Raw genomic sequence first — 24,600 nt, 5'->3', positions numbered from 1 at the left:
TACTGTGAGTTTGTACATAATATGCGGCCTGACTGGATTATCCTTCGATGCTGTAATGGCATGCGTGCTTACCAGTGTATGGCGCATTAATAATTAAAGCTGCGTTTACATTGTGTCATTATTTTATTTACAGGAACATGGCATGAATGCCGCAACTAACGGTAATAACAAAAAAAGTACACCTGACCTGAAAGCTATCCTGGAGCGTGCTCGTTCAAATCCCAGAATCATTTTTATTATTTCTGCCGCAGCGGCGCTCTCTATTGTTATTGCCCTGCTATTTTGGGCTAAAACACCGGATTATCGAGTGCTGTATAGCAATATCAGCGATCAGGACGGCGGCGCCGTGGTGGCTCAGCTTACGCAGATGAATGTGCCTTACCGTTTCGATGAGCGACGCGGCGCCATTATGGTGCCGGAAGATCAGGTTTATGATTTGCGCCTGAAGCTGGCTCAGCAAGGATTGCCCAAAGGCGGTTCGGTAGGGTTTGAACTGCTGGACAATGAAAAATTCGGCATTAGCCAGTTTAGCGAGCAGATTAACTTCCAGCGCGCGCTAGAGGGAGAGCTGTCGCGCACTATCGATATGCTTGGTCCCGTAAGACGTTCACGCGTGCATCTGGCGTTGCCTAAAGCCTCGCTGTTCGTCAAAGAACAGAAGGCGCCTTCCGCGTCGGTGACGCTCGATCTGGCCGGAGGCCGAACTCTGGATGAGGGGCAGATTAATGCCATTACCCATCTGATCTCCAGCGCCGTGCCTGGCATGGCCGCCGATCGCGTCACCATTGTCGATCAAAACGGCCATCTGCTGACGCAAAGCGGCGAAGGCGCAGCGCAAACGTCGCGGCTTAACTACACCGGCAGGGTCGAGAACGACTACCAGAACCGCATTCAGGCGATCCTCGCGCCGATAGTTGGCAGCAGCAACGTGCGCGCCCAGGTCACGGCCAAAATCGATTTTTCCACCCACGAACAGACGGCTGAACAGTATCAGCCAAACAATGAGCCGGATAAAAAAGCGATTCGCAGCCGCCAGAGCAGCGGCAGCGAGCAGGGCGGCAAAGCCGCGGCAGGCGGCGTGCCCGGCGCGTTGAGCAATCAGCCGCCTGTGCCCACCTCTGCGCCCATTGCGCAGAACGGCCCGGCGGCCGCGTCGCAATCCGCGCAACCGCAGCGCGTTCCCTATAACACGCACAGCGAAGAGACCGTGAACTATGAGCTGGACCGCACCCTGACGCATACCCTGCACAGTCCCGGCACGGTGCAGCAGCTCTCGGCGGCGGTGGTGATTAACTATCTGCCCGATAAAGAGGGCAACCCGGCTGCGCTAAGTAAAGAGCAGATGGATCAGATCAATTCACTGGTTAAAGAGGCTATGGGCTTCTCAGCCCAGCGGGGCGACACGCTGAGCGTGGTGAATTCGCCTTTCAGTGCGCCTGAAGAGGAAGCCAGCATCCCGCTCTGGCGGCAGCCAGAAACCATCAACATGCTGCTGGAAGCCGCGCGTTATCTGTTTATTGCGCTGGTTGCCTGGATCCTCTGGCGTAAGGCGGTACAGCCTTTCTGGATCAAGCATCACGAGATGACGCTGCAACGGCTGGAGATGGAGAAAGAGGCTCGCCAGGAGGAGCTGGATGCGCAGCTGCGTAAAAAAGAGCACGCCGAAAAAGCGAAGGCGCAGCAGAAGGTGGATACCGAAATCGCGACCCAGCATTTACGCGATGTGGCCGTGCAGGAACCGCACGTTATTGCTGCGGTGATACGTAAGTGGATGTTCCGGGAGCAAAAATCATAATGAACGCAGCAGAAAAGTGCGCGATGGTGATGTTAACGCTGGGCGATGAGTGCGCGGCGGAGGTTTTTAAGCATCTTAGCTCGCATGAGGTCACGCAGATAAGCAGCGCCATGATGAATCTGAACGGCGTCACCCATGACAATCTTGCCAGCGTCATGAAAGAGTTTGACCGTGACGTTTCAGGCTTCGCGGCGCTCAATTTCAATACCAACGATTATCTGCGCAACGTGCTGGTGAAAGCGCTGGGTGAAGAGCGCGCCTCCAGCCTGCTGGAAGATTTGCTGGATTCGCACAGCAACGTGAATGGTCTTGAGACGCTGAACTTTATGGAGCCGCAGTCGGTATTCGACGTGATCCGTGAAGAGCATCCGCAGATTATCGCCACTATTCTGGTTCATCTGAAGCGCGGCCAGGCCGCAGACGTGCTGGCGAGATTCGAGGAGCGCGAGCGTAACGACATTATGCTGCGTATCGCGACCTTTGGCGGCGTTCAGCCCGCCGCGCTACAGGAGCTGACCGAAGTCCTGAACAATCTGCTGACCGGTCAAAACACCAAGCGCAGCAAAATGGGCGGCGTGCGACCAGCGGCAGAGATCCTCAACCTGATGAAATCTCAGCAGGAAGAGGCGGCGATCGACGCAGTGCGCGAATTTGATCAGGAGCTGGCGCAGAAAATCATCGACGAGATGTTCCTGTTTGAAAACCTGGTCGATCTCGAAGATCGCAGCATCCAGCGTCTGCTTCAGGACATCGAGCCGGAATCGCTGATTGTCGCGCTGAAAGGCGCCGAGCCGCCGTTACGCGATGCGTTCTTCCGCAATATGTCGAAGCGTCAGGCGGAGATTATGATGGAAGATCTCAATTCGCGCGGACCGGTACGTATGTCTCAGGTCGAAGCCGAACAGAAAACTATTCTGTTGATCGCCCGTCGTCTGTCGGAAAGCGGCGAAATCGTGATTGGTGGAGGCGAAGATGTCTACGTCTGATCGCGATGAATGGCAGGTCTGGCTGCCTGACAGTCTGCTGGAAGAGTGCGAGCCGATGCTGCCCAGCCTGTCCGTGCCCGGCGACGCGTTCGACCCGCTGTCAGATGCGCAGTTCCAGACAGAGCTGGCCCGGCTGCGTCAGCAGGCAGAGCGGGAAGGCTATGCCGCCGGCGAACGGCGTGGGCAGGAAGAGGGGCAAAGCCGCGGCTATCAGGCCGGATTTGAGCAGGGAAAGCTGGAGGGCAAAGAGCAGGCGGCCTTAGAAAACAGCCTGGAACAGCAGGCGCAGATTAACCGTTTAACGCAAATGGTGAATGAATTTCAGGCCGCGCTCGACAGTCTCGACAGCGTTATGCCTGCACGCCTGGTGCAGCTTGCCCTGAATGCCGTGCACGCTATGCTGGGCAAGCAAATCGTCTGTGATGCCTCGCTGCTGCTGGAGAAAATCCGCCAGCTGATGCAGGAGAATTTACGTTTCACCCAGAACATCGAGCTATGGGTAAGCAAAGAGGATTTTCCCCTCGTCAATGAGCAACTGGGCGAGACGCTTCTGACTCACCAGTGGACGCTGCGCGCGGATGAAAAGATGATGCCGGGCGGCTGCCGCATTACTGCCGAAGAGGGCGAACTGGACGCGACGCTGGCGACAAGCTGGCAAACGCTGGTTGAGCTGAGCAAAAGAGACGATCCGGCATGAGTACGCGTCTTAAAAAATGGCTCGACGCCCTCGTTAAATGTGAAAAAGAGATCGTGACGCTGCCGCCTTATCGCCAGTATGGCCGTCTGGTGCGCGCCACCGGGCTGGTCATGGAGGTGACAGGGCTGTCGCTGCCTATCGGGACACTCTGCCTGATTGAGCGAACCAGCGGCGAGCGTATCAGTACGGTGGAGAGCGAAGTCGTCGGCTTTAACGACCGTATTCTTTATCTGATGCCGCTGGAAAATGTCGATGGCATTTTGCCTGGCGCGCGCGTCTATGCCCTGCCCGGCGCGCATATCAACGGCAAGCTGCTGCCGCTGGGTCTCTCCTTGCTGGGGCGGGTACTGGACGCCAGCGGTCGACCGCTTGACGGGCAGCCAGCCCCCTCCCAGCGTGAAGCCGGTTCGCTCTATACCGCGCCCTTTAACCCGCTGCTGCGCGATCCTATTAAAAACGTGCTGGACGTTGGCGTGCGCGCGATTAACGGCCTGCTGACGGTTGGACGAGGGCAGCGCATGGGCCTGTTCGCCGGGTCTGGCGTCGGTAAAAGCGTGCTGCTGGGCATGATGGCGCGCTACACCAAAGCGGACGTCATCGTGGTGGGACTGATTGGCGAACGCGGACGCGAGGTAAAAGACTTCATTGAAAATATTCTGGGCGAAGAGGGGCTGAGCCGCTCGGTGGTTATCGCCGCTCCCGCCGATGTCTCGCCGATATTGCGTATGCAGGGCGCGCTCTACGCGACGCGCATCGCCGAGGACTATCGCGATCGCGGCATGAATGTTTTGCTGATCATGGATTCGCTGACGCGCTATGCCATGGCGCAGCGTGAAATCGCGCTGGCGATCGGCGAGCCGCCTGCGACCAAAGGCTATCCGCCGTCGGTATTCGCCCGACTTCCCGCGCTGGTTGAGCGCGCCGGCAACGGCATTAAGGGCGGGGGATCGATCACGGCGTTTTATACCGTACTCACCGAGGGGGACGATCAGCAGGATCCCGTGGCGGACTCCGCGCGCGCGATCCTTGACGGCCATGTCGTGCTGTCCCGACGGCTGGCGGAGGCCGGTCACTATCCGGCAATCGATATTGAGGCGTCAATCAGCCGCGCGATGACGGAACTCATTGCCCCGTCTCACTACAAAAAAGTACAGCGCTTTAAACAGCTGCTTTCTGCCTGGCAGCGCAACCGCGATCTTATCAGCGTGGGGGCCTATGCGGCGGGCAGCGATCCCACGCTGGACGAAGCGATTGCGCGCTATCCGGCGATGGAGCGTTTTCTACAGCAGGGCATCCGTGAGAGCAGCGACTATGACGCGTCTTTTACTCAGCTGGATAGCCTGTTTCCCGATCAACCTGATTCTGCGAGTCATTAATCATGGCCTCACCCTCTCCACTGGACATGCTGCGCGAAAGGGCAGAAGAGACGCTGGATGCGACCACTCAGCAGCTGGGTAAAGTGCGTCAGAACTACGAGCAGGCGCGCGCTCAGCTGGATCAGCTAAAGGATTACCAGCTCGATTATCAGCAGCAGCTGGTAAACCGGGCCGCTGATACCGGCATTCCGGTTACCCACCTGCTTAACTACCAGGGATTTATTCACTCGCTGGAAAAAGTGACGCAGCACTACAGCGAGCACGTCACCTCCTGTGCGCAGGCGGTCGATCGGGCCGTGTGCGACTGGAAAATGGATCACCGTCGTCTGAATGCTTTCAATACGCTTAAAACCCGAGCTGATGACGCGGCTAAATTAAAAGAGAGTCGGCAGGATCAAAAAATGATGGATGAATTTGCCAGCCAGCTTTTTGCAAGGAAACAATCCGCATGATGATAGCAACGTTACCGGCGCCTGCGCCGACGGCAAGCCAATCCTCTTCTGCTGACCGCGCGTCAGGCGAGAGCAGTACCTTTGCCAGCGTGCTGAATGAAAAAAGGGACGCGCTGCCTGAGCCTTCCCGCGCAAGCGCGAGCGCGAATAAGCCGTCCGGCAAGGCGGCCTCTGCGGCCGAGGCTGACGCGGAAAAAAGCCGCGACGCCGACGACGCCGATCTCGACGCCTCTCTGTTAACGATGCTTAATCTCGCTCTGCCTGCGACGCCTGGCGCCGGTGAGGATAAGGATGCCAGCCTGTCGCTGACGGCTGAGCATGATGCATCCGATACTACCGTCGCGGCGGACGGCGCGCCGCCGTTGCCGCTGGCGGCGAACCTCAGCGCTCTTCCGGAGGCGCAGCCGGACAGCGCGCCGGATACGACGGCGGACGCAACACTGCCTGTCAGTGAAAACCTCACCGCCGTGCCGAAAAACAGCGGCCGTCCGACATTAGCGGCGCACGTTAGCGCGGCGGCCTCTCCACGCGGCGGCGCACAGCAGGCCGATCTGGCTGAACCCGCCCTGTCGGCCGCGCAGATGCCGCTGAAGCCTGCGGCGACGGTATCCGTCTCGACCAGTTTCACCCTGAAAGAGAATCAGGCCGCTCGCGTTGAGGAGCCGCAGGGAAGAGTGCAGGAGCCGCACATGCCGCTGCTCGCCGCCGATCGCGTCAGCGAGGCGCGCGCCAGCGAGCAGGCGCAGAGCAGCGGCACGCTGACGGAAACCATGGGCACGCCTGCCTGGCAGTCGTCGCTGGGACAACAGATCGCCTGCTTTACGCGCAACGGTATTCAGCACGCGGAGCTGCGCCTGCATCCTGAAGAGTTAGGTTCGCTGCAAATCAGTCTGCAACTGAAAAACGAACAGGCGCAGCTCCATTTTGTCTCGGCGAGCCATCAGGTGCGCGCCGCCATTGAGGCGGCGGTGCCTCATCTGCGCACCTCGCTGGCCGAAGCGGGTATTGAGCTGGGCCAGAGCAGCATCGGAGCGGAAACGCCGTCTTCCTGGCAACACTCCGGCGATCCCTCACAGCATGCCCGACAAAATTTTGCTGGCCAGACGGCGCAGGACGAGCTGAATTTACCGGAAGAGCGCGTTGAAAATGTTGTGAGAACAGGCATTTATAATAGCGGTATTAATACTTTCGCCTGACAGCGCCACTTATTTATAGAATTGTTAGCAGTAATTCTACCTTTTAAATCAATTACCCTGATGGCGGATATAATAGAATGCTCCGCTCATCGGGGAGCGTTTAATTAGACCTGACAGAATTATAAACAGGACTTTTCAATATAATGCCAAAAACAAAACAGAAAGCATCAGGAGGCGGAAGTAAACGCCTCTTAGTTATTCTTATTATTGTGTTAATCATTGCCGGTTTATGTGGGTTGGCTGGCTACACTTTTTATCAGCTTAATAGCATGAAATCCGCATTGCAGAATCAAGGCGGTGACGTTGCTGTAACAAAAAAAAATCTGCCGCCGCCGCCGCCGCCGATTTATGTCCCGCTGGACGCATTCACCGTCAGTCTCAAACCTGGCGAAAACGGCAGCGAGCGCGTGTTATATATTGGCCTGACGCTGCGTCTGGATGATGAAACCTCGAAAGAGACGCTGCAACAATTTTTGCCGGAAGTACGCAGTCGTCTGCTGCTGCTTTTTTCTCAGCAAACCGGGGAAGGGTTAGCCACGGACAACGGTAAAACTGAGCTGTTGAAAAAGACCAAAGAGGTCGTTAATCGCCCGCTCACGGAACATCACAAGCTGGTTGTCACCGATGTATTATTTAATGCATTTATTTTACGGTAAATTATATGTCTGACAGTCTCTTATCGCAGGCTGAAATTGACCGTCTTTTAAATGGCGGCGGCAGCGGAGAAAGTGAAAGCGTTCAGGAAACATCCAGTCATGAAAATATTCGGCCTTACGATCCGAATACGCAGCGGCGCGTTATTCGCGAGCGTATGCACTCGCTGGAAATTATTAATGAACGCTTTGCGCGCCAGTTTCGCATGGATTTGTTTAACCTGCTGCGGCGTAATCCGGATGTGACCGCAGGCAACATTACCATTCAGCCGTACCATGAGTTTGCGCGTAATCTGCCCGTGCCTACTAATCTCAATCTGGTGCATATGAATCCGCTGCGCGGTACGGCGCTGTTTGCTTTCTCGCCGCAGATGATTTCGATGGCGATCGATAATATGTTTGGCGGAGACGGAAGCTTTCCGACGAAAGTGGACGGGCGGGAATTTACCCCGACGGAGCAGCGTATTATTCGACGCATTATGTCGATGGCGCTGTCGTCTTACGATGAGGCCTGGAGCTCTATTTTTAAGCTTCAGACCGAATATGTGCGTTCAGAAACACAGATTAAGTTTACCAATATCACCTCGTCACCCAATGACATCGTGGTAACCACGCCGTTTTCCGTGGAAATTGGGTCGCACTCCGGCGAGCTGAATATTTGTATTCCCTTCAGCATCATCGAACCGCTACGGGAATTGTTAACCAATCCGCCGCTGGAAAATTCAAAGCAGGAAAACGATCAGTGGCATAGCACCCTGGCGGTTCAGGTTCGCGATGCCGAGCTGGAGCTGGTCGCGAAGCTGGCTGAAATCCCGACGCACGTTTCACGCATTATGAACCTCAAGAAGGGAGATGTTATTCCCCTCGATAAACCCGACACCATTGAAGTTTGTTCCGACGGCCTTCCTGTTTTCCGCGGTAAATATGGCCTGGTCAATAAACAGCTTGCCGTCAGAATTGAAAAAATTCTCGCTCCCTCGCTACTTTCTTTCAACAAGGAGAAATAACTAAATGAGTGCCACCAATCCGCCGTCTGAGGCTGACGAGCAATCTATTGACGATCTCTGGGGAGAAGCGATGAGCGAGCAGATGTCGACAGAGGCAAGCAGCGCGCCTGCCTCAGCGAAAAATGAACAGACGCTGAACTTATCCGACGATCTCAACCTGGTTCTGGATATTCCGGTCAAAATGACCGTGGAACTTGGCCGCACAAAAATGACGATTAAAGAGCTGCTGCGTCTAAGTCAGGGATCGGTCGTGCCCCTTGAAGGGCTGGCGGGCGAACCGCTCGATATTTTAATTAACGGCTATCTGATCGCCCAGGGCGAAGTGGTGGTGGTCTCCGATAAATTCGGCGTGCGTATTACTGACATCATTACGCCTTCCGAAAGAATGCAGCGTTTAAGCCGCTAATGAAACCTTTTGCACAACCTCATGTAGAGACCCTGGCCCGGCATAGCGATGCCGTGTCGGCGAGTAGCATGCTGATCAGGCTGAGCGGCGCGCTGGCGCTGGTTATCCTGGTGATCCTGGCGATCGCCTGGCTGGCGCGGCGCTCAGGATGGGGGCAGGCGCTGACGAAAGGAAGCCCTGCGCTGCGGGTCAGGCATAGCCTGTCATTAGGCCAGCGCGAGCGGGTCGCGATCGTCGAGGCCGGGAACCGGTGGTTCCTGTTGGGCATTACGCCTGAGGCTGTCACCCTGCTGAGCGAAATCGACAAAGACCCGGAAGATCATTCCGCCTCGCCTCCACCTGCGGGCCTTTTCCGGCAGGCGTTGCTCAACGCCACCCTCAAAAAAGGAAAAGGCCAATGATGAATAAATGCGTGCGCTTACTGCTTCGCGCGCTGCCGCTGTGGCTGTTAACCCTTCATCCCGTCTGGGCGGCCAGCGGCGATATTGTTATTGGTCATGGCGCGCACGGCGAAAACTGGTCGCTGCCGGTACAGACGCTGGTCTTGCTGACCTCACTGACGCTGTTGCCTGCCGTTCTGCTGATGATGACCGGTTTTACCCGCATCATTATTGTTCTGGGCCTGCTGCGCAACGCGTTGGGCACCGCGTCGTCGCCGCCGAATCAGGTCCTGCTGGGACTGGCGCTGTTTCTGACCTTTTTTGTGATGTCGCCGGTGTTGTCGCAGGTTTACGACGATGCGTGGCAGCCTCTGTCGCAGGACAAAATCACGCTGGAAGAGGCGCTGGCGAAAGGCGCGGTCCCGATGCGCAATTTTATGTTTGAACAGACGCGTGAAACCGATCTCGCGCTGTTTACCCGTATTGCGAAGCTGCCGAACTACAACAGCCGCGAGGACGTGCCGATGCGCATCCTGCTGCCGGCGTTTGTTACCAGCGAGCTAAAAAGCGGTTTTCAGATCGGCTTTACCATTTTTGTCCCCTTCTTAATCATCGACCTGGTGGTCGCCAGCGTGTTAATGGCGCTGGGGATGATGATGGTGCCGCCCGCCACGATGTCGCTGCCGTTTAAGCTGATGCTGTTTGTGCTGGTCGACGGCTGGCAGCTGGTGATCGGTTCACTGGCGCAGAGTTTTTATAGCTAAGCGAGAGAGTAACATGACGCCAGAAAGCGTAATGAGCCTGGGCTATGAGTCCATCAAGGTCGCGTTGATGATTGCCGGGCCGCTGCTGATAGCCTCGATGTTTACCGGTCTGCTGATCAGTATTTTGCAGGCGTCTACGCAGATTAACGAATCCACGCTCTCTTTTATTCCAAAAATATTAACGGTGATTGTGGTCCTGATTGTGCTAGGTCCCTGGATGATGGGGACGCTGATGGATTACATGCATTCGGTGTTCAGCAATATCCCGAATATCATCCGCTGACATGCAAAACCTCTCCGTCGCCGATTTTTATCCGCTGATTAGCCACTATTTCTGGCCGCTAACGCGGACGCTGGCCCTGTTCAGTACCGCTCCTGTTTTCAGCGAAAAGGTGGCGCAAAAAAAAGTCAAAATCGGCCTGGCGATGCTGATTGCCTTTTTAATCGGGCAGACGTTGCCTGAGACGCCGGTTACGCTGTGGTCTGTGGCGGGCATATGGATAACGGCGAAAGAGATTCTGATCGGCGCCATGATGGGCCTGACGGCGCAGTTCCTGTTCGCGGCGATGCGCTGCGCGGGCGAGATTATCGGCCTACAGATGGGGCTATCCTTCGCCTCTTTTTTCGATCCCTCCGGCGGGCAGGCCATGCCGGTGCTGGCGCGCTTCCTGAATACGCTGTTTACGCTGCTGTTTCTCACCCTGAATGGCCATCTTTATCTGCTTCAGGTGCTGGCCGACAGTTTTACTCTGCTGCCGGTGGATGCCACAGCGCTCGACGGCAGTGGGTTTTATCTGCTGGCGCAGACGGCAGGCGTAATTTTTAGCTGCGGGCTGAAGATTGGCCTGCCGATGATCGCGCTGCTGCTGGCGTTAAACCTGACGCTGGGCCTGCTTAACCGCCTGACGCCGCAGCTCTCGATCTTTGTTATCGGCTTCCCGCTCTCTATTACCCTCGGCATTGTGGCGCTGCTGCTGATGATGTTCGATTTCGCCCCGGTCTTTGACAGCTATATGCGGGACATTTTCGTGCATCTGGACAGTATCTTGCGCGCCCTGCTGTAGCCGCGGCAGGATCAGTCGAGCAGGGACGGATCGGCGGCGATCATCAGCGCTTTCATCTCCGCAAAATGCTGGCGCGAGAAGTCAGGAATGCCTTCCCAGGCGCGCGCCGTCTTTTCCGCCACCTCGTCGCTGAGGATCTTCAGCGGCTGGCCGGTAGACCAGGCGGTGACGAGGATCTGGCAGGCGCGCTCCAGCGTCCAGACATCGTCAAAGGCTTCGCCAATGTCCGTTCCGGTGACCATGACGCCGTGGTTGCCCATCAGCAGGCGGCTTTTGCCTGCCAGCAGACTGGCCAGGCGCGCGCCTTCCTCCACCGTATCCGCCATGCCGCCGTAAAGCGTATCGACCGCCACGCGGTTAAAGTAGCGCGCGCTGTTCTGATCGATCGGCGGGATATGCGGCTCGGCCAGGCAGGCGACGCTGGTGGTGTAGACTGGGTGCAGGTGCAGCACCACGCGCACTTCCGGCAGGCGCTGGTGGATCTGGCCGTGAATCGACCAGGCGGTGGCGTCAACGTCGCTGCGCTGCGCGCAGGCGGGATCGTCAGCGTCCAGCAGCAGCAAATCGCTGGCGCGGATGCGCGAAAAATGCTTCCACTTCGGGTTGAGCAGGAACTGCTTGCCGTCCGCTGAAATGGCCGCGCTGAAGTGGTTTGCTACCGCCTCGTGCATACCGAGATGGGCGATAATGCGAAAGGTCGCGGCCAGGTCGATACGGGTCTGTTCTTCAAACGAGAGCGCCATACATCTCTCCTGAAAAGGGATAAAAAGAAGAGGCGGACGCCAGTGGCCTGACGCCCGCATCGGTATCAGGGCTGCGGCATCAGGGTTTTGATGTCCTCTTCGCTCGGCGCGACGAAGTTATACTTCTTCAGCAGCGCGGCATATTCCGGCGTTTTGCTGTACTTCTCCAGCCCGTCCACCAGCGCCTGCTTCACCTCGTCATTGCCTTTCTTCACGCCAAAGCCGTTAAGCACCGGATAGATCAGCGTTTCCGAAGAGATCTGTACGCGGTCGCCCAGCTTCTGCACCACGCCGCGCGCCACGGCGGCATCGGTGATTTGCGCTTCGACCGCATGAGACAGCATCGCCTGGGTCGTTTGCGGATCGGTGGTGTATTCGCTGATGGCGATCGGCGGCTTGCCGTTCTTCACGCAGTAGTCGGCAGAGAGTTTATGCAGCTGCTGAAGCCAGGAGGTTGCGCCCATCGAACCGATCTTATGACCGCAAAACTCTTCCGGCGTTTTGGGCTGATAATCGCTGCCTTTCAGCGACAGGATCGCCTCTCCGCTTTTCAGATAGGGGATCATATCGATCACCTTCAGCCGTTCCGCCGTGATGTACATGGAGGAGTTGGTTATATCGAAACGGTTGCCCTGAAGGCCGGTAATCAGGTTGGGAAAGCGGGTGTCGAGATTCACCGCCTGACGGCCCATCACCTTTGCCAGCCCGTCGAGAAACTCGATGTCGAAGCCGGTGGGTTTGTTGTTGTCGATATACTCATAGGGGAAAAACGTCATGTCGGAACCGGCGATGATTTTACCCGGCTGCTGGAACGCTGACGCGCTAAACGAACCCAGCGCAACGCTGGCGGCCAAAAAAGTCAGGGCAACAGATTTCATAAAGCCTCCGTGGGGGCGATTAGGCGCGGGCAAGATCGTTGCCAGCCTGCTGAACAAAAAAGGATGCGCCGCTCGGCTTCTGCGGCAGACGGAACTGATTAACGGTGCTGCGCACCATGCCGCTCTCCTGGCCCGCGACCAGCGCGCCGGCATCGAGGCTCGGCAGGGGATTCTCGCCAAAGGGCAGCGCATCTTCCGCCGCGTAGACGGCGATGAACAGCGTGCGCGGCAGCTCGGTTTCGTTCGGGCTGGAGGCGTGCAGCAGGCGCGTATGCATAAAGCAGACAGAACCGGGCGGTCCAAAACAGGCGGCGGGCTGAGCGCACTGCTCCTCGACCACGCTTTTATCCACCGCGCCGGTAAAGCGGCCGTTTTGCCAGTGAGAGTAGAGCGGGCCTTTGTGGCTGCCGGGCACCACGTTGAGCGGGCCGTTTTCCGGCGTCACTTCGCTGACCATCAGCAGCGCCGTAACGATGTCGTCGTTGCTGTGCGGCGTAAACAGGAAGTCCTGATGCCACTCGACTTTGGTGGCGGTGTGCGGCAGCTTGGAGTTGATCTTGCTGTGATGAAAGCGCGCGCCCTGGCTTCCGGTCAGCTGACCGGCGATCTGCGCCATGCGCGACTGAAGCGCCGTATGCCGGTAAGCGGCGGAGATCTCGGTCGGCGAGCTGACGCGGCGCAGCGACGGATGGTCAGCGCGGTGATCGCTTTCCAGATCGAAACGCGCGCGGCCATCCAGCGTGTCGCCATAGGCTGCCTGATGGCTGCGGCTCTCTTCGACCCAGCCATCGAAATCGTGCTGCAACGCGGCGATCTCCGCAGCGCTTAATACGTTCTCCACCACCAGAAAACCCTGCTGGTGATACTGGTCTACCTGCCACTGTTCGATCATGATTTGCCCTCGTGCTGATGAAATGGATTAAGCCAGGGAAACATCCTTCAAAAAGGCCTCAACGCGCGGATGCTGCCCGCTGCGCATCGCCTGTGGCGCGTCATCGCAAACCACGCGTCCTTTTTCCATAAATACGATGCGGTCAGAGACCTTAAAGGCGAAGTTCATCTCATGGGTCACGATCACCATGGTGATGCCTTCGTGCGCCAGGGTTTCGATCACCTGCAATACCTCATTGACCTTTTCCGGGTCCAGCGCCGAGGTTGGCTCGTCAAACAGCATGATCTGCGGACGCATCATCAGAGCGCGGGCAATAGCGACGCGCTGCTGCTGGCCGCCAGAGAGCTGGTGCGGATATTTCCACGCGTGCTCCAGCATGCCCACTTTATGCAGCAGTTCGCAGGCGTGCTGCTTCAGTTCGTCGCGCGGCGCCAGCCGGTGGTAGCGCGGGGCCAGCAGCAGGTTGTCCAGCACGCTAAGGTGCGGAAACAGGTTAAAGCTCTGGAACACCATGCCGATGTTGAGGCGGTGCTCGGCGTGCTCGATAAAGCGCGGCTTCTGCTCGCCCTGCTTGCTAAGGTGAATAAAGGGCTGGCCGTTAATGCGGATCTCGCCGTTGTCAATCTGCTCCAGTCCGTTCAGCAGGCGAATAAGCGTGGTTTTGCCGGAGCCGGATGGGCCAATCACTGAGACCACTTCGCCCGGCTGAATTTGCAGGCTGACCGCGCCCAGCACTTCGACATTGTTATAGGCCTTGTGCAAACGCGAAGCCTGTAGGGCCGGGCCGCTGGTTTGCGCCGCCGGGCGGGCCAGCGGCGTGACGCCGCGCTGCGCCAGCGCGAAAAGCTGGTCATCCACCTTGCCGGACGGACGACGCTGGGTGACGTCGAGATAGCGCTCCAGCTGTTTCAGCAGAAAGTCGAACACCGTGACGATCAGCACGTAGTAGCAGGCGACCGCCGCCATGGTTTCCATCACCAGGAAGTTTTGCGAATAGAGACGCTGGCCGACCATCAGGATCTCCGTCAGCGAAATTACCGACACCAGCGAGCTGAGCTTCACGATGGCGATATATTCGTTTGCCAGCGCGGGCAGGGCGACGCGCACCGCCTGCGGGATAATGATGCGCCACTGGATGCCGGTAAAGCGCAGCCCCAGCGCGCGCGCGGCTTCGCTCTGGCCTTTCGGAATCGACAGCAGGCCGCCGCGATGGATCTCCGCGATATAGGCGCTTTCGCTCAGCACCATGGCGATCAGGCCCGCCCAGAAGGGGTCGCTGAGCAGCGCGGCGGTGCCGGGCGCGGCCTGCGGCAGGTTATAAACGAAAATCAGCAGCACCAGCAGCGGCAGACTGCGGAACAGCCAGATGTAGCCGCGCGCAGGCAGGTTGAACAGCGCGCGGTTCGACTGCTTCGCCAGCGCCAGCACAAACCCCACCACGATACTGATGCCCCAGGTCAGCAGGCTCAGTTTGATAACGGTCCAGGTCGCCAGCCAAAATTCGGCGTCGCTGAACAGGCTGAACATATAGTTCCAGTTAAAGGTCATGAGGCATTTCACTCGCTTAAATAAAAGCGAATTTCAATAAAAATTCGCCGCTTTTGGTTAATTGACACTATGGCGGCAGCGGCTAACTGGAGGCAATTAGTAAATTGTTGCCTTCAGACTTTAAAAAAACTATTCAGCGGAAAAAGAGAGAGGGCAACCATAAGTTAATAACAGGCATTATTGCGGCTGCGTAATTTAAAGAGCTTTGCCCTTTTATGGCGCAGGTCTGTGCCAAAATGAGGCGGCGTTAAAAAATACTCAGCAGGCCATTAAAATATAACGCGCCGCCTTTGTTGTTATATCAATAACAATTCGGATCGCGCGCTACGAGAAGTGACGACATGCTCTGCCCGTTTAAGGGGCAACAGCATGGCATGAGGCTTGCAGCGTACAGATACCTGCAAAGCCGTCCTGCTGAGACGGCGGCCATAATCATAAGGTTTTCATGATGCGCTTTACGCTGAAACAGTTGAAATATTTCGTCACCGTAGTGGAAACAGAGAGCATCGCTGAAGCGTCGCGCCAGCTGCATATCGCTCAACCCTCTATCTCTATTGCCATTAAAAATCTGGAGGACACCTTCGATCAGCAGCTGTTTATCCGCCATCACGCGCAGGGCGTTTCCCTGACGCCAGGCGGCCGCCGCTTTTACGAGAAGGCGCGCGATCTGCTGCGTTTAACCTATGAGTTTGAGCAGAACTCCCGCGCTGAGCATCAGCTGGTGTCCGGCGCCATCGCAGTGGGCTGCTTTGAGTCGGCCGCGCCGCTCTACCTGCCGAAACTGATCGCCGGGTTTAAAAAAATTTATCCTGACATCACCATCGAACTCTATGACGGCGAGCAGCATGAGCTGATGCACGGACTGCATCGCGGACGTTTCGATCTGGCGTTTCTCTACGATCTGGATCTGGACCACTCGATTAAGAAGGAGCCGCTGAACGCGCCGCGCCGACCCTATGCGCTGCTGCCCGCTGCGCATCCGCTGGCGCGACAGGCAACGGTGTCGCTGCAACAGCTGAGCCGCGAGCCGATGATCCTGCTGGATGCCATCCCCAGTAAAAACTACTTTATCCGCATCTTTAAAGAGAAGGGCTACCATCCTGACGTCGCCTACAGTTCGCCTTCTATTGAAATGGTGCGCTGCATGGTGGGGCAGGGATTAGGTTTTTCGGTGCTGGTGACGCGTCCCTGTTCTGATATGACCTATGACGGACAAAAACTTATTCATCTGGAAATAGAAGATGAAATGCCGGACTCCACGCTGATTATGGCTTACCTGCAAAATAATGAGCCAACCCGACCGGCTCAGTTATTTATGGACTATTGTCGCCGCGCCGAACTTTTTCCCGTGCCGCAGCGTTAATTACGCGTTTTAGCTGACGTCTGGCGCAGCCTAATAAATTCCTATCCAGTCGTTAGCTTTATAATATTTTACCCTTTCCGTCGCCTCAAATAGTCTTGGAAGCCTTTCCTGTGATGAATATATCGGCCGGCGGCTGGCTGAGGGACGCTGAAATGACAGAGATGAAAACAGAGATTGATACCCTGGTGATTGGCGCCGGGCAGGCGGGCGTCGCGATGAGCGAGCATCTGAGCCGCCTTGATGTACCCCATCTGGTGCTGGAGAAAAATCGTATTGCCGAAGCCTGGCGCAGCGGGCGCTGGGATTCGCTGGTGGCAAACGGTCCCGCCTGGCACGATCGCTTTCCCGGTATGGCGTTTCCGGAGTGCGCGCCCGACAGCTTTGTCGCTAAAGAGAAGGTGGCGGATTACTTCGTCGACTATGCGAAAAAGTTCCACGCGCCGATCCGCACCGGCGTAGAGGTGCTGCGCGTCGAGCGCAACAGCGGCCGCGCAGGCTTCACCGTGCAGACCTCAGAGGGCGTGATTGAGGCGCAGCGCATTGTGGCGGCGACCGGACCTTTTCAGAAACCGGTGATCCCGGCGATCGCGCCGCGCAGCGATCGCCTGAAACAGATCCACTCGGCGGAATACCGCAATCCGCAGCAGCTACCCGAAGGGGGCGTGCTGGTTATCGGCGCGGGATCCTCCGGCGTACAGATCGCGGACGAATTACAGCGTGCCGGAAAAACAGTCTGGCTCTCGGTCGGACCGCACGATCGTCCGCCGCGCGCCTATCGCAACCGTGACTTTTGCTGGTGGCTTGGCGTGCTGGGGATGTGGGACGCGGCGGCCAGCCAGCCGGGTAAAGAGCATGTCACCATCGCCGTAAGCGGCGCGCGCGGCGGCCACACGGTCGATTTTCGCGCGCTGGCGGCGCAGGGCGTGAACCTGGTCGGCATGACGCAGGCTTTTGAAGGGGAGACGGTGACGTTTCAGCCCGATCTGGCGCACAACATCGCGCGCGGCGACGCCAGCTATCTGGCGCTGCTGGATGCGGCGGATGCCTGGATTGCCCGTAACGGTCTCGACCTGCCCGAAGAGCCAGAGGCGCGTCACTTTCTGCCCGATCCCGACTGCGTGACGCATCCGCTTAGCGAGCTAAATCTCGCCAGCGCCGGGGTTAACAGCATTATCTGGGCGACCGGTTATGTAGCGGATTACAGCTGGCTTCAGGTGGATGCTTTCGATGAAAAAGGTAAACCGCAGCACCATCGCGGCGTGTCAGCCGAAGCGGGCGTCTATTTTCTTGGGCTGCCCTGGCTCTCCCGCCGTGGCTCTACTTTTATCTGGGGAGTCTGGCACGACGCGAAATATATCGCCGACCAGATCGCCATCCAGCGTCAGTATCAGAGCTACCAGACCGCGCCACACTCTTAATCAGGCAGGAGACCCCTAATGCCAACGCATACCCGTATTCGTATGTTCAATACCAAAGAGACCTACCCCAATCAGGCGCTTGATAACGATCTTTGTCAGGCGGTGCGCGCGGGCAATACCGTTTACGTGCGCGGTCAGGTCGGCACCGACTTTGACGGCAACCTGGTTGGGCTGGGCGAGCCAGGCGTACAGGCGGCGCAGGCGATGAAAAACGTTAAGCAGCTGCTGGAAGAGGCAGGCAGCGATCTGTCGCATATCGTCAAGACCACCACCTATATCACCGACCCGCGCTTCCGCGAGCCGGTCTACCTGGAGGTCGGCAAGTGGCTAAAGGGCGTTTTCCCGATATCCACCGGGCTGGTGGTGTCGGCGCTGGCGCAGCCGCAGTGGCTGATGGAGATTGACGTCATCGCCGTGATCCCGGACGGCTGGCATGGCAAGGAGGCGCTATGACGCTTTCGATTAGCGCACGCTGCCCAGAAAGCGGGCAGCTGGGTATCGCCATCAGCTCTTCCAGCATTGCGGTCGGCGCGCGCTGCCCGTGGTTGCAGGCGGGAACCGGCGCGGTATCCAGCCAGAACATTACCCTGCCTGCGCTGGGGCAGCAGGTGCTGGCGCAGCTGGAAGCGGGCGCGTCCGCGCAGCAGGCGCTCAAGCTGGCGCTGGCGGAGGATCGCTTTAGCGATTATCGCCAGGTGACGGTGATTGATTCCGCAGGCGAAGTGGCGCACTTCAGCGGCAGCCAGACCTTAGGCGTCTGGAAGGTGGCGCAGGGCGAGAACTGTGTAGCGGCAGGCAATATGCTGGCGGACAAAGCGGTGATTGACGCTATGGTCTCTGCTTTTGAAGCCTCTTCCGGGGAGCTGACCAGCCGACTGATTGCGGCGCTTCAGGCGGGCATCGACCGCGGCGGTGAAGCCGGACCAGTGCACTCCGCCGCCGTTAAGGTGGTAGACGACTATACCTGGCCGCTGGTGGATCTGCGCGTGGACTGGGCCGAAGAGGACCCGGTGGATGCGCTGTCGCGCCTGTGGCTCGCCTATGAACCGCAGATGGAGGCCTATGTGACGCGCGCGCTCGATCCGCGTGAAGCGCCGAGCTATGGCGTGCCCGGCGATGAATAGCCATCTGCGCGCGCTGCTGGCGTCGCTGCTGGCCTTCGACACCACCAGCCGCGAATCGAATCTGGCGCTGATCGGCTTTATCCGCGACCTTCTCGCGCAGCACGGCGTTGCTTCCACGCTGTTTTATAGCGACGACGGACGCAAGGCGAATCTCTATGCCCGGCTGGGACCGGCGGGCGACGGCGGCGTGCTGCTGTCGGGCCATACCGATGTGGTGCCGGTGGACGGGCAGGCGTGGACGATGCCGCCCTTTGCGCTGACCGAGCGTGACGGGCGCTGCTATGGTCGCGGCAGCGCCGATATGAAAGGCTTTATCGCCTGCGTGCTGGCCTCGCTTACGACATTTTTAGCCCGGCCGCTGCGCATGCCGCTGCATCTGGCCTTTTCATATGACGAAGAGGTAGGCTGTCTGGGCGTGCGCTCGCTGGTGGCGCATCTCCAGGCTTCGCCGGAGAAACCCGCGCTCTGCATTATCGGCGAACCCACCGGGATGCAGCCGGTTTACGGCCATAAAGGCAAAGTGGCGATGCGCTGTCAGGTGCGCGGCCACGCCTGCCATTCCGCCTGGGCGCCCTCCGGCGTCAATGCGATAGAGCAGGCGGCGAAGCTTATCGGGCATATCTCCGGCATCAGCGAATCGCTCCAGCAGACGCAGGACGCGCGCTTCGATCCGCCGTTCAGCACCTTGCAGGTCGGAACGATTCAGGGCGGGGCGGCGCTGAATATCGTGCCGCAGGATTGTCAGTTCGATTTTGAGCTGCGTACTCTGCCGGATGCGGATGCAGAGAGCGTACTGAAGAATATCGAAGCCTTCGCGCGCAGCGAGCTACTGCCCGCGATGCAGGCGAAAGCGCCGGAGAGCGCCATTACGTTTCAGCCGCTGGGCGCCTATCCTGGTCTGTTAACCGATCCTCAAAGCGACGTTGCCCGCTGGCTGGCTGACTGGAGCGGCAGCGCGGCGTTTTCCACCGTGGCCTTCGGCACCGAAGGCGGCCTGTTCAACGAAGCTGGCATTGCCACCCTGATTTGCGGGCCAGGCAGTATGGCGCAGGGACATAAAGCCGACGAGTTTGTTGCGGTGGAGCAGCTTGAACGCTGTATGCAGATGCTCGCCAGGCTCTGCGCCTGGATGCGCGCTGGCTAACCCTCGTTTATATCTGTCAACCGACCCCGTTTATAAAGGCATTCAGCGCGGCGAGGTAATCAAACGGGTTCGATGACGGGTTCCGCACAAAAGCAAAAACCCAGCCATAAGGCTGGGTTCTTTAAATTTGTGGTGCCCGAACCCGGACAAAAATGCCGGGAGCATTTTTGCTTTACCGCGCCTGCGCGGTAAACCCGCAGGGCGAGCCGCCGGACGCGGCGAGATCATCGAACCGGTTCGATGACGGGTTCCGCACAAAAGCAAAAACCCAGCCATAAGGCTGGGTTTTTTAAATTTGTGGTGCCCGAACCCGGACAAAAATGCCGGGAGCATTTTTGCTTTACCGCGCCTGCGCGGTAAACCCGCAGGGCGAGCCGCTGGACGCGGCGAGGTTATCGAACGGGTTCGATGAACGGGTTCCGCACAAAAGCAAAAACCCAGCCATAAGGCTGGGTTCTTTAAATTTTGGTGCCCGAACCCGGAATCGAACCAGGGACACGGGGATTTTCAATCCCCTGCTCTACCGACTGAGCTATTCGGGCAACGGGGCGCATTAAACCGTAATGGCCGCTTCGCGTCAACGGCTTTGCATTAAAAAAGCAGGAAAACGTGACTGATTGCCTGCTTTTCAGGCAGAAGGGGCAAAAACCTATGCCAGCGCGCCATTAGCCCGACACAGGGCGATGCGCAGCACGTCTTCCGCCAGGCGTTTTGCCGTCGCCACATCTTGCACATTGCGCTTAACCAGCAGCTTGCTGAGACAGCCTTCAAGGATAAGCTCCAGCTGGTCCGCCACCATCGCAGGGTTATCCAGCCCCAGCTCAACCAGAATGCCGTGGGTAAAATGCCAGGAAGCCTGCTTTTGCTGTTCAGCAATCTGATGCACCGGCTGGTCCGGCTGTGGGTAGAAACTACAGGCGGCAATAAACAGGCAGCCCGGATAGCGGCCTTTCTGTACCTGTTCGCTTAATACCTGATAACGCGCCAGCAGTTTTTGTTCGCCGTCGAGTTCGGTGGAGAGCAAAACCTGGCGCCGCCAGGTATCGATCTGCTGGCCATGATAGCGCAACGCATCGTAGAGCAGGGCATCGCGTTCAGGCCAGAATTGTTCAAGCTGCGCCAGCGTCAGTTCACTGTCGCCAGCCAGCTGTTGTAATGACGTCGTTGCCGCCAGTCCATTTTTTTCAAGCACGTTTAACGCATGCTCAAGTATCTGTTCACGCTGCAAGTAACGTCTCCTCTGTAAACCATGCCGCCACTGGCGGCGTTTCTCCAGTGTCGTTTAGCGAACCCGATTCTGCAAATGCGTGCGGAAATCTTCTGCGTTAAGAAAACCGGCTACGCGTGAGTCGGGGATCTCGCGGCCTTCTGCGTCAAAAAACAGAATAGTGGGCAGGCCAGCCACCTGTAGATGCTGCAACAGGGCATTATCCGCTGCGTTATTCGCGGTGACGTCAGCCTGCAACAGTTGCATATGGCTCAGCGCCGCCTGCACGCCCGGATCGCTAAAGGTGTATTTTTCAAACTCTTTGCACGCAACGCACCAGTCGGCATAGAGATCAACCATAGTGACGCGACCCTTAGCCTGCTGTAACGCCGCGTCCAGCTGGGGCGCAGAGAGGATGCGCTGAAAAGGAAGCCGGGCGGCCGTCGGCGAGGTCGCCGGCGCGCCCCAAACCCACTCCTGCAAGGGCCGCGCGCAAATCAACGCGGCGGCCAGCATCACTATCTGCACGAGTCGCCATCTGCCGCCGTTGCCGCGCAGGCTGCTACAAAACGCCCAGGCAAAGAAGGCGATGCCCAGCGCGCTCCACAGGCGCATGCCCCAGAGTTCGCCCAGCACGCGCTCCAGTAAAAACACCGGCAGCGCCAGAATAACAAAGCCAAATCCCTGCTTCACCGTCTGCATCCAGGGACCGCTTTTCGGCAGCAGGCGGTTGCCGAACATCGTCACCGCAATTAACGGCAGTCCCATGCCGACGGCGTAGAGCCACAGCGTGCCCGCGCCTGCCCACAGATTACCGCTCTGCGCGATATAGAGCAGAATGGCGCTGAGCGGCGCGGTGGTGCAGGGCGAGCAGATCAATCCCGCCAGCGCGCCCATCAAGAACACGCCGGGCAGGGATCCACCCTGCTGGCGATTGCTCCACAGCGTCAGGCGCGTCTGCATGCTGGCGGGAAGCTGTAGCTGAAACAGACCGAACATCGACAGCGCGAGCAGGGTGAAAATCAGCGACAGCCCGATCAGTACATAAGGGTGCTGGAGCGCCGCCTGAAAGCGCAGGCCAGCCGCCGCTACGACGACGCCCAGCAGCGTGTAGGTAAGCGCCATGCCCAGAACATAGATGACGGCCAGGCTAAACAGCCGCGGCAGCGAGCCGCTGCGCTGGCCGCCGAGAATAATTCCCGCGATCAGCGGATACATGGGCAGCACGCAGGGGGTAAAGGCGACGCCGATGCCAATCAGCAACGCCCAGAGCGGCGAAAAGGGCAGCGGTGTCGCAGGCGCAGGCTGCGCGCTGAGGGCAGGCGATGCGGCGCTGGCGCTCAGTGGCGACAGCGGAATGGTGCGCGTCTCCGGCGGATAGCAGAAACCCGCCGCCGCACAGCCCTGATAGGTAACGCTGAGGGTCGCGCCCTGCGCGGCCTGCTGTAACTGCACCGGCAAATGCAGATCCTGCGGATAAATTTCGCTTTTACCGTAAAATTCATCCTCATGCGGCTGGCCCAGCGGCAGCGTCACCGGCGCAATCTGCGCCTGCTGCGCACTGATATGAATCTGCTGTCGATACAGGTAGTAGCCCTGTTTCACCTTCCAGCTAAGCGCCACCTCGCTGCCCTGCTGGTTGAAATCGAAGGTAAAAGCCTGATCTACCGGCACAAAGCGGCTGTTAGCCTGTGGGGAAAAGAGCGAGGCCTGCGTCGGCAGCGTGATAAAAAACGCCAGTATAACGGCGATCAGGCAAGAGATGCGTGCAGCCATGACAAGTATTCACTGTCTCCATATTGAACCGGTAGCGCCAGCAGTTCGGGCACTTCATAAGGATGTTCGCGTTTGAGCAGGTCCATTAGCGCCTGCTGATGCGCGCTATCGCTTTTTAGCAGCAGCTGGACCTCGCGCGCCTGCTCAAGCTTGCCCTGCCAGACATAAAGCGACGTGGCGCCGGGCAGCAGCGTCGCGCAGGCGGCAAGCCTGGACGCCAGCGCCTGCGCGGCGAGCCGATGCGCGCAGGCTTCGTCCGGGGCAGTACACAGAATTACCACGGCATTCATTGCGTCACTCCCGTTGCGGAAAGCGTCGATGATAGCACGCGCGCCGCGCCGCAGGCTTTACAGGTTGTAACGGCGCTACAGCACCAGACCGCCAATCAAAAAGCCAGACAGCACCGACAGCGCAATGGCCAGCACGCCCGGCACGATAAAGGCATGGTTGAACACGTAGTTGCCGATGCGCGTTGAACCGGTGTCATCCATTTCAACGGCGGCCAGCAGCGTCGGGTAGGTCGGCAGCACGAACAGCGCGGAGACGGCGGCAAAAGAGGCGACGGCAGTGTGGGCCGATACCCCCAGCAGCAGGGCGGCAGGCATCAGCGCTTTGGCGGTCGCTGCCTGCGAATAGAGCAGCATGGAGGCGAAGAACAGCGCCACCGACAGCAGCCAGGGGGCCTGATGCAGTAAATCGCCCGCCAGATGCTGGATCTCGCTAATGTGCGCTTTAACAAAGGTATCGCCGAGCCAGGCCACGCCCATAACGCAGATGCAGGCGCTCATGCCTGACTTAAAGGTGCTGGCGCTGAGGATCGCGCCGGTGTCGATGCGGCAGAACAGCGAAATCAGCGTGGCGATGGTGAGCATAAAGACCACGATCGCTTCGTTGCGCGGCAGCGGCGGATCGGTAATCAGCCCGACGCCGTCGCTGATAGCGGTAGCGTAGAGCACCACGGCGACGATGCCGGCCAGAAACAGCAGCACTGAACGTTTCGCGCCTGGCTTCTCTTCATAGTGGCTTGCGCCGCGCAGGCGTACTTCGCCTTTCGCGAGGCGCGCCTGGTAAATCTCATCCTCATGCAGCTCTTTGCCAAGGAAGTTAGTGACCAGCGCCGCCAGAAACAGGCCGATCATCGTCGAGGGAATAGCGACCGCCAGCAGGGCGATATAGCTGACGCCGCGCGGCTCCAGCAGCGAGGCGAAAAATACCACCGCCGCCGACAGCGGCGAGGCGGTAATGGCGATTTGCGAGGCGACGACGGCGATAGAGAGCGGGCGCGACGGGCGTACGCCTTGCTCTTTCGCCACTTCGGCGATCACCGGCAGCGTAGAAAAGGCCGTATGGCCGGTGCCCGCCAGCAGCGTCATGATATAGGTCACCAGCGGCGCCAGCAGCGTGACGTAGCGCGGATGGCGACGCAGCAGCCGCTCCGCCAGACTGACCAGGTAATCCATGCCGCCCGCGACCTGCATAGCGGCGATGGCCGCGATCACCGCCATAATGATTTCAATCACATCAAAAGGGATCGCGCCCGGCTTTAGTCTGCAGACCAGCGTCAGCGCCAGTACGCCCAGCCCGCCAGCGAAACCAATGCCAATGCCGCCCAGACGGGCGCCCAACCAGATCGCCAGCAGGACGATCGCTAACTCAACGACGATCATTCATCACCTCATGAAAGTGGTAAAACAGCAGGCTATGTAGCAAATAAAAAGGCGCGCCGTGTTG

26 protein-coding genes and 1 tRNA gene are annotated in these 24,600 nt (G+C 58.4%); 18 read left to right on the top strand and 9 right to left on the bottom strand.

The window, feature by feature from the left end; all coding sequences use genetic code 11:
- Positions 1 to 142 precede the first annotated feature (142 nt).
- The 13 genes from fliF (at position 143) to fliR (ending at position 10,776) form a co-directional block, all read left to right on the top strand.
- Positions 143 to 1,795 (top strand): flagellar basal-body MS-ring/collar protein FliF, encoded by a 1,653-nt coding sequence (gene fliF / locus BBB56_RS01920; RefSeq protein WP_123798263.1) that lies wholly within the window; start codon positions 143 to 145, stop codon positions 1,793 to 1,795.
- Entirely contained in the window at positions 1,795 to 2,781 is a 987-nt protein-coding gene (gene fliG, locus BBB56_RS01915) for a flagellar motor switch protein FliG (protein ID WP_123798261.1), read from the top strand. Before fliF ends, fliG begins: the two co-directional genes overlap by 1 nt.
- Positions 2,768 to 3,478, top strand: a complete 711-nt coding sequence (locus BBB56_RS01910) for a flagellar assembly protein FliH (protein ID WP_123798260.1) — start codon at positions 2,768 to 2,770, stop codon at positions 3,476 to 3,478. The genes fliG and BBB56_RS01910 overlap by 14 nt, the downstream gene beginning before the upstream one ends.
- Positions 3,475 to 4,854 carry a flagellar protein export ATPase FliI gene (gene fliI / locus BBB56_RS01905; protein WP_123798258.1) on the top strand — a complete coding sequence of 460 codons (1,380 nt, stop codon included), beginning with the start codon at positions 3,475 to 3,477 and terminating at the stop codon, positions 4,852 to 4,854. The genes BBB56_RS01910 and fliI overlap by 4 nt, the downstream gene beginning before the upstream one ends.
- 2 nt (positions 4,855 to 4,856) lie before the next feature.
- Positions 4,857 to 5,306, top strand: a complete 450-nt coding sequence (gene fliJ, locus BBB56_RS01900) for a flagellar export protein FliJ (RefSeq protein WP_123798256.1) — start codon at positions 4,857 to 4,859, stop codon at positions 5,304 to 5,306.
- Positions 5,303 to 6,502 (top strand): flagellar hook-length control protein FliK, encoded by a 1,200-nt coding sequence (locus BBB56_RS01895; protein WP_123798254.1) that lies wholly within the window; start codon positions 5,303 to 5,305, stop codon positions 6,500 to 6,502. Before fliJ ends, BBB56_RS01895 begins: the two co-directional genes overlap by 4 nt.
- A 143-nt stretch (positions 6,503 to 6,645) precedes the next feature.
- Positions 6,646 to 7,158: a flagellar basal body-associated protein FliL gene (gene fliL, locus BBB56_RS01890; RefSeq protein WP_123798252.1), complete on the top strand. Its 513-nt coding sequence runs from the start codon at positions 6,646 to 6,648 to the stop codon at positions 7,156 to 7,158.
- A 5-nt stretch (positions 7,159 to 7,163) separates the two neighbouring features.
- Positions 7,164 to 8,162 (top strand): flagellar motor switch protein FliM, encoded by a 999-nt coding sequence (gene fliM / locus BBB56_RS01885; RefSeq protein ID WP_123798250.1) that lies wholly within the window; start codon positions 7,164 to 7,166, stop codon positions 8,160 to 8,162.
- A 4-nt stretch (positions 8,163 to 8,166) separates the two neighbouring features.
- Entirely contained in the window at positions 8,167 to 8,568 is a 402-nt protein-coding gene (fliN, locus tag BBB56_RS01880) for a flagellar motor switch protein FliN (protein WP_123798248.1), read from the top strand.
- Complete coding sequence (gene fliO, locus BBB56_RS01875) at positions 8,568 to 8,969, top strand: flagellar biosynthetic protein FliO (RefSeq protein ID WP_123798246.1); 402 nt, start codon at positions 8,568 to 8,570, stop codon at positions 8,967 to 8,969. The genes fliN and fliO overlap by 1 nt, the downstream gene beginning before the upstream one ends.
- Positions 8,966 to 9,712: a flagellar type III secretion system pore protein FliP gene (gene fliP / locus BBB56_RS01870; RefSeq protein WP_123798245.1), complete on the top strand. Its 747-nt coding sequence runs from the start codon at positions 8,966 to 8,968 to the stop codon at positions 9,710 to 9,712. The genes fliO and fliP overlap by 4 nt, the downstream gene beginning before the upstream one ends.
- Before the next feature lie 13 nt (positions 9,713 to 9,725).
- A complete protein-coding gene (fliQ, locus tag BBB56_RS01865) occupies positions 9,726 to 9,995 on the top strand; it encodes a flagellar biosynthesis protein FliQ (protein WP_123798243.1) in 270 nt (89 codons plus the stop codon).
- Position 9,996: 1 nt separating this feature from the next.
- Positions 9,997 to 10,776, top strand: coding sequence for a flagellar biosynthetic protein FliR (fliR, locus tag BBB56_RS01860; protein ID WP_123798241.1), 780 nt, complete (start codon positions 9,997 to 9,999; stop codon positions 10,774 to 10,776).
- A gap of 11 nt (positions 10,777 to 10,787) precedes the next feature.
- Here fliR and BBB56_RS01855 read toward each other — a convergent pair whose 3' ends face one another.
- The 4 genes from BBB56_RS01855 to BBB56_RS01840 form a co-directional block, all read right to left on the bottom strand.
- The gene (locus BBB56_RS01855; RefSeq protein WP_123798239.1) at positions 10,788 to 11,519 is read right to left on the bottom strand and encodes a class II aldolase and adducin N-terminal domain-containing protein; all 732 of its coding nucleotides are present in this window, start codon (positions 11,517 to 11,519) and stop codon (positions 10,788 to 10,790) included.
- Between the two features lie 65 nt (positions 11,520 to 11,584).
- Positions 11,585 to 12,397 (bottom strand): ABC transporter substrate-binding protein, encoded by an 813-nt coding sequence (locus BBB56_RS01850; protein ID WP_123798237.1) that lies wholly within the window; start codon positions 12,395 to 12,397, stop codon positions 11,585 to 11,587.
- A gap of 19 nt (positions 12,398 to 12,416) precedes the next feature.
- The gene (locus tag BBB56_RS01845) at positions 12,417 to 13,289 is read right to left on the bottom strand and encodes a phytanoyl-CoA dioxygenase family protein (protein ID WP_123798235.1); all 873 of its coding nucleotides are present in this window, start codon (positions 13,287 to 13,289) and stop codon (positions 12,417 to 12,419) included.
- Between the two features lie 27 nt (positions 13,290 to 13,316).
- Positions 13,317 to 14,837, bottom strand: a complete 1,521-nt coding sequence (locus tag BBB56_RS01840) for an amino acid ABC transporter permease/ATP-binding protein (RefSeq protein WP_123798233.1) — start codon at positions 14,835 to 14,837, stop codon at positions 13,317 to 13,319.
- 445 nt (positions 14,838 to 15,282) lie between these two features.
- Between BBB56_RS01840 and BBB56_RS01835 the strand changes: the two genes are divergently transcribed.
- The 5 genes from BBB56_RS01835 to argE all read left to right on the top strand — a co-directional run bounded on the left by BBB56_RS01835 (position 15,283) and on the right by argE (position 19,886).
- Positions 15,283 to 16,200, top strand: coding sequence for a LysR substrate-binding domain-containing protein (locus BBB56_RS01835; protein WP_123798232.1), 918 nt, complete (start codon positions 15,283 to 15,285; stop codon positions 16,198 to 16,200).
- Positions 16,201 to 16,352: 152 nt separating this feature from the next.
- Complete coding sequence (locus BBB56_RS01830; RefSeq protein WP_123798230.1) at positions 16,353 to 17,618, top strand: flavin-containing monooxygenase; 1,266 nt, start codon at positions 16,353 to 16,355, stop codon at positions 17,616 to 17,618.
- Positions 17,619 to 17,636: 18 nt separating this feature from the next.
- Entirely contained in the window at positions 17,637 to 18,071 is a 435-nt protein-coding gene (locus BBB56_RS01825; RefSeq protein WP_123798228.1) for a RidA family protein, read from the top strand.
- On the top strand, positions 18,068 to 18,742 hold the full coding sequence (locus BBB56_RS01820) for a DUF1028 domain-containing protein (RefSeq protein WP_123798226.1): 675 nt from the start codon (positions 18,068 to 18,070) through the stop codon (positions 18,740 to 18,742). Before BBB56_RS01825 ends, BBB56_RS01820 begins: the two co-directional genes overlap by 4 nt.
- A complete protein-coding gene (argE, locus tag BBB56_RS01815) occupies positions 18,735 to 19,886 on the top strand; it encodes an acetylornithine deacetylase (RefSeq protein ID WP_123798224.1) in 1,152 nt (383 codons plus the stop codon). Before BBB56_RS01820 ends, argE begins: the two co-directional genes overlap by 8 nt.
- Before the next feature lie 466 nt (positions 19,887 to 20,352).
- Here argE and BBB56_RS01810 read toward each other — a convergent pair.
- The 5 genes from BBB56_RS01810 to BBB56_RS01790 form a co-directional block, all read right to left on the bottom strand.
- Positions 20,353 to 20,428, bottom strand: a tRNA-Phe gene (locus BBB56_RS01810).
- 107 nt (positions 20,429 to 20,535) lie between these two features.
- The gene (dicD, locus tag BBB56_RS01805; RefSeq protein WP_123798223.1) at positions 20,536 to 21,114 is read right to left on the bottom strand and encodes a division control transcriptional repressor DicD; all 579 of its coding nucleotides are present in this window, start codon (positions 21,112 to 21,114) and stop codon (positions 20,536 to 20,538) included.
- A gap of 54 nt (positions 21,115 to 21,168) precedes the next feature.
- The gene (locus tag BBB56_RS01800) at positions 21,169 to 22,869 is read right to left on the bottom strand and encodes a protein-disulfide reductase DsbD (RefSeq protein ID WP_123798222.1); all 1,701 of its coding nucleotides are present in this window, start codon (positions 22,867 to 22,869) and stop codon (positions 21,169 to 21,171) included.
- Positions 22,845 to 23,159: a divalent cation tolerance protein CutA gene (gene cutA, locus BBB56_RS01795; protein WP_123798221.1), complete on the bottom strand. Its 315-nt coding sequence runs from the start codon at positions 23,157 to 23,159 to the stop codon at positions 22,845 to 22,847. The genes BBB56_RS01800 and cutA overlap by 25 nt, the downstream gene beginning before the upstream one ends.
- Positions 23,160 to 23,234: 75 nt before the next feature.
- On the bottom strand, positions 23,235 to 24,536 hold the full coding sequence (locus BBB56_RS01790; protein ID WP_123798220.1) for an anaerobic C4-dicarboxylate transporter: 1,302 nt from the start codon (positions 24,534 to 24,536) through the stop codon (positions 23,235 to 23,237).
- Between the last annotated feature and the right edge of the window lie 64 nt (positions 24,537 to 24,600).

Origin of the sequence: Candidatus Pantoea deserta (assembly GCF_003813865.1) — a bacterium.
GTDB lineage: Bacteria > Pseudomonadota > Gammaproteobacteria > Enterobacterales > Enterobacteriaceae > Pantoea > Pantoea deserta.
Note: the sequence above shows the minus strand (reverse complement) of the source record. Positions and strands in the feature narration are given on the sequence as shown.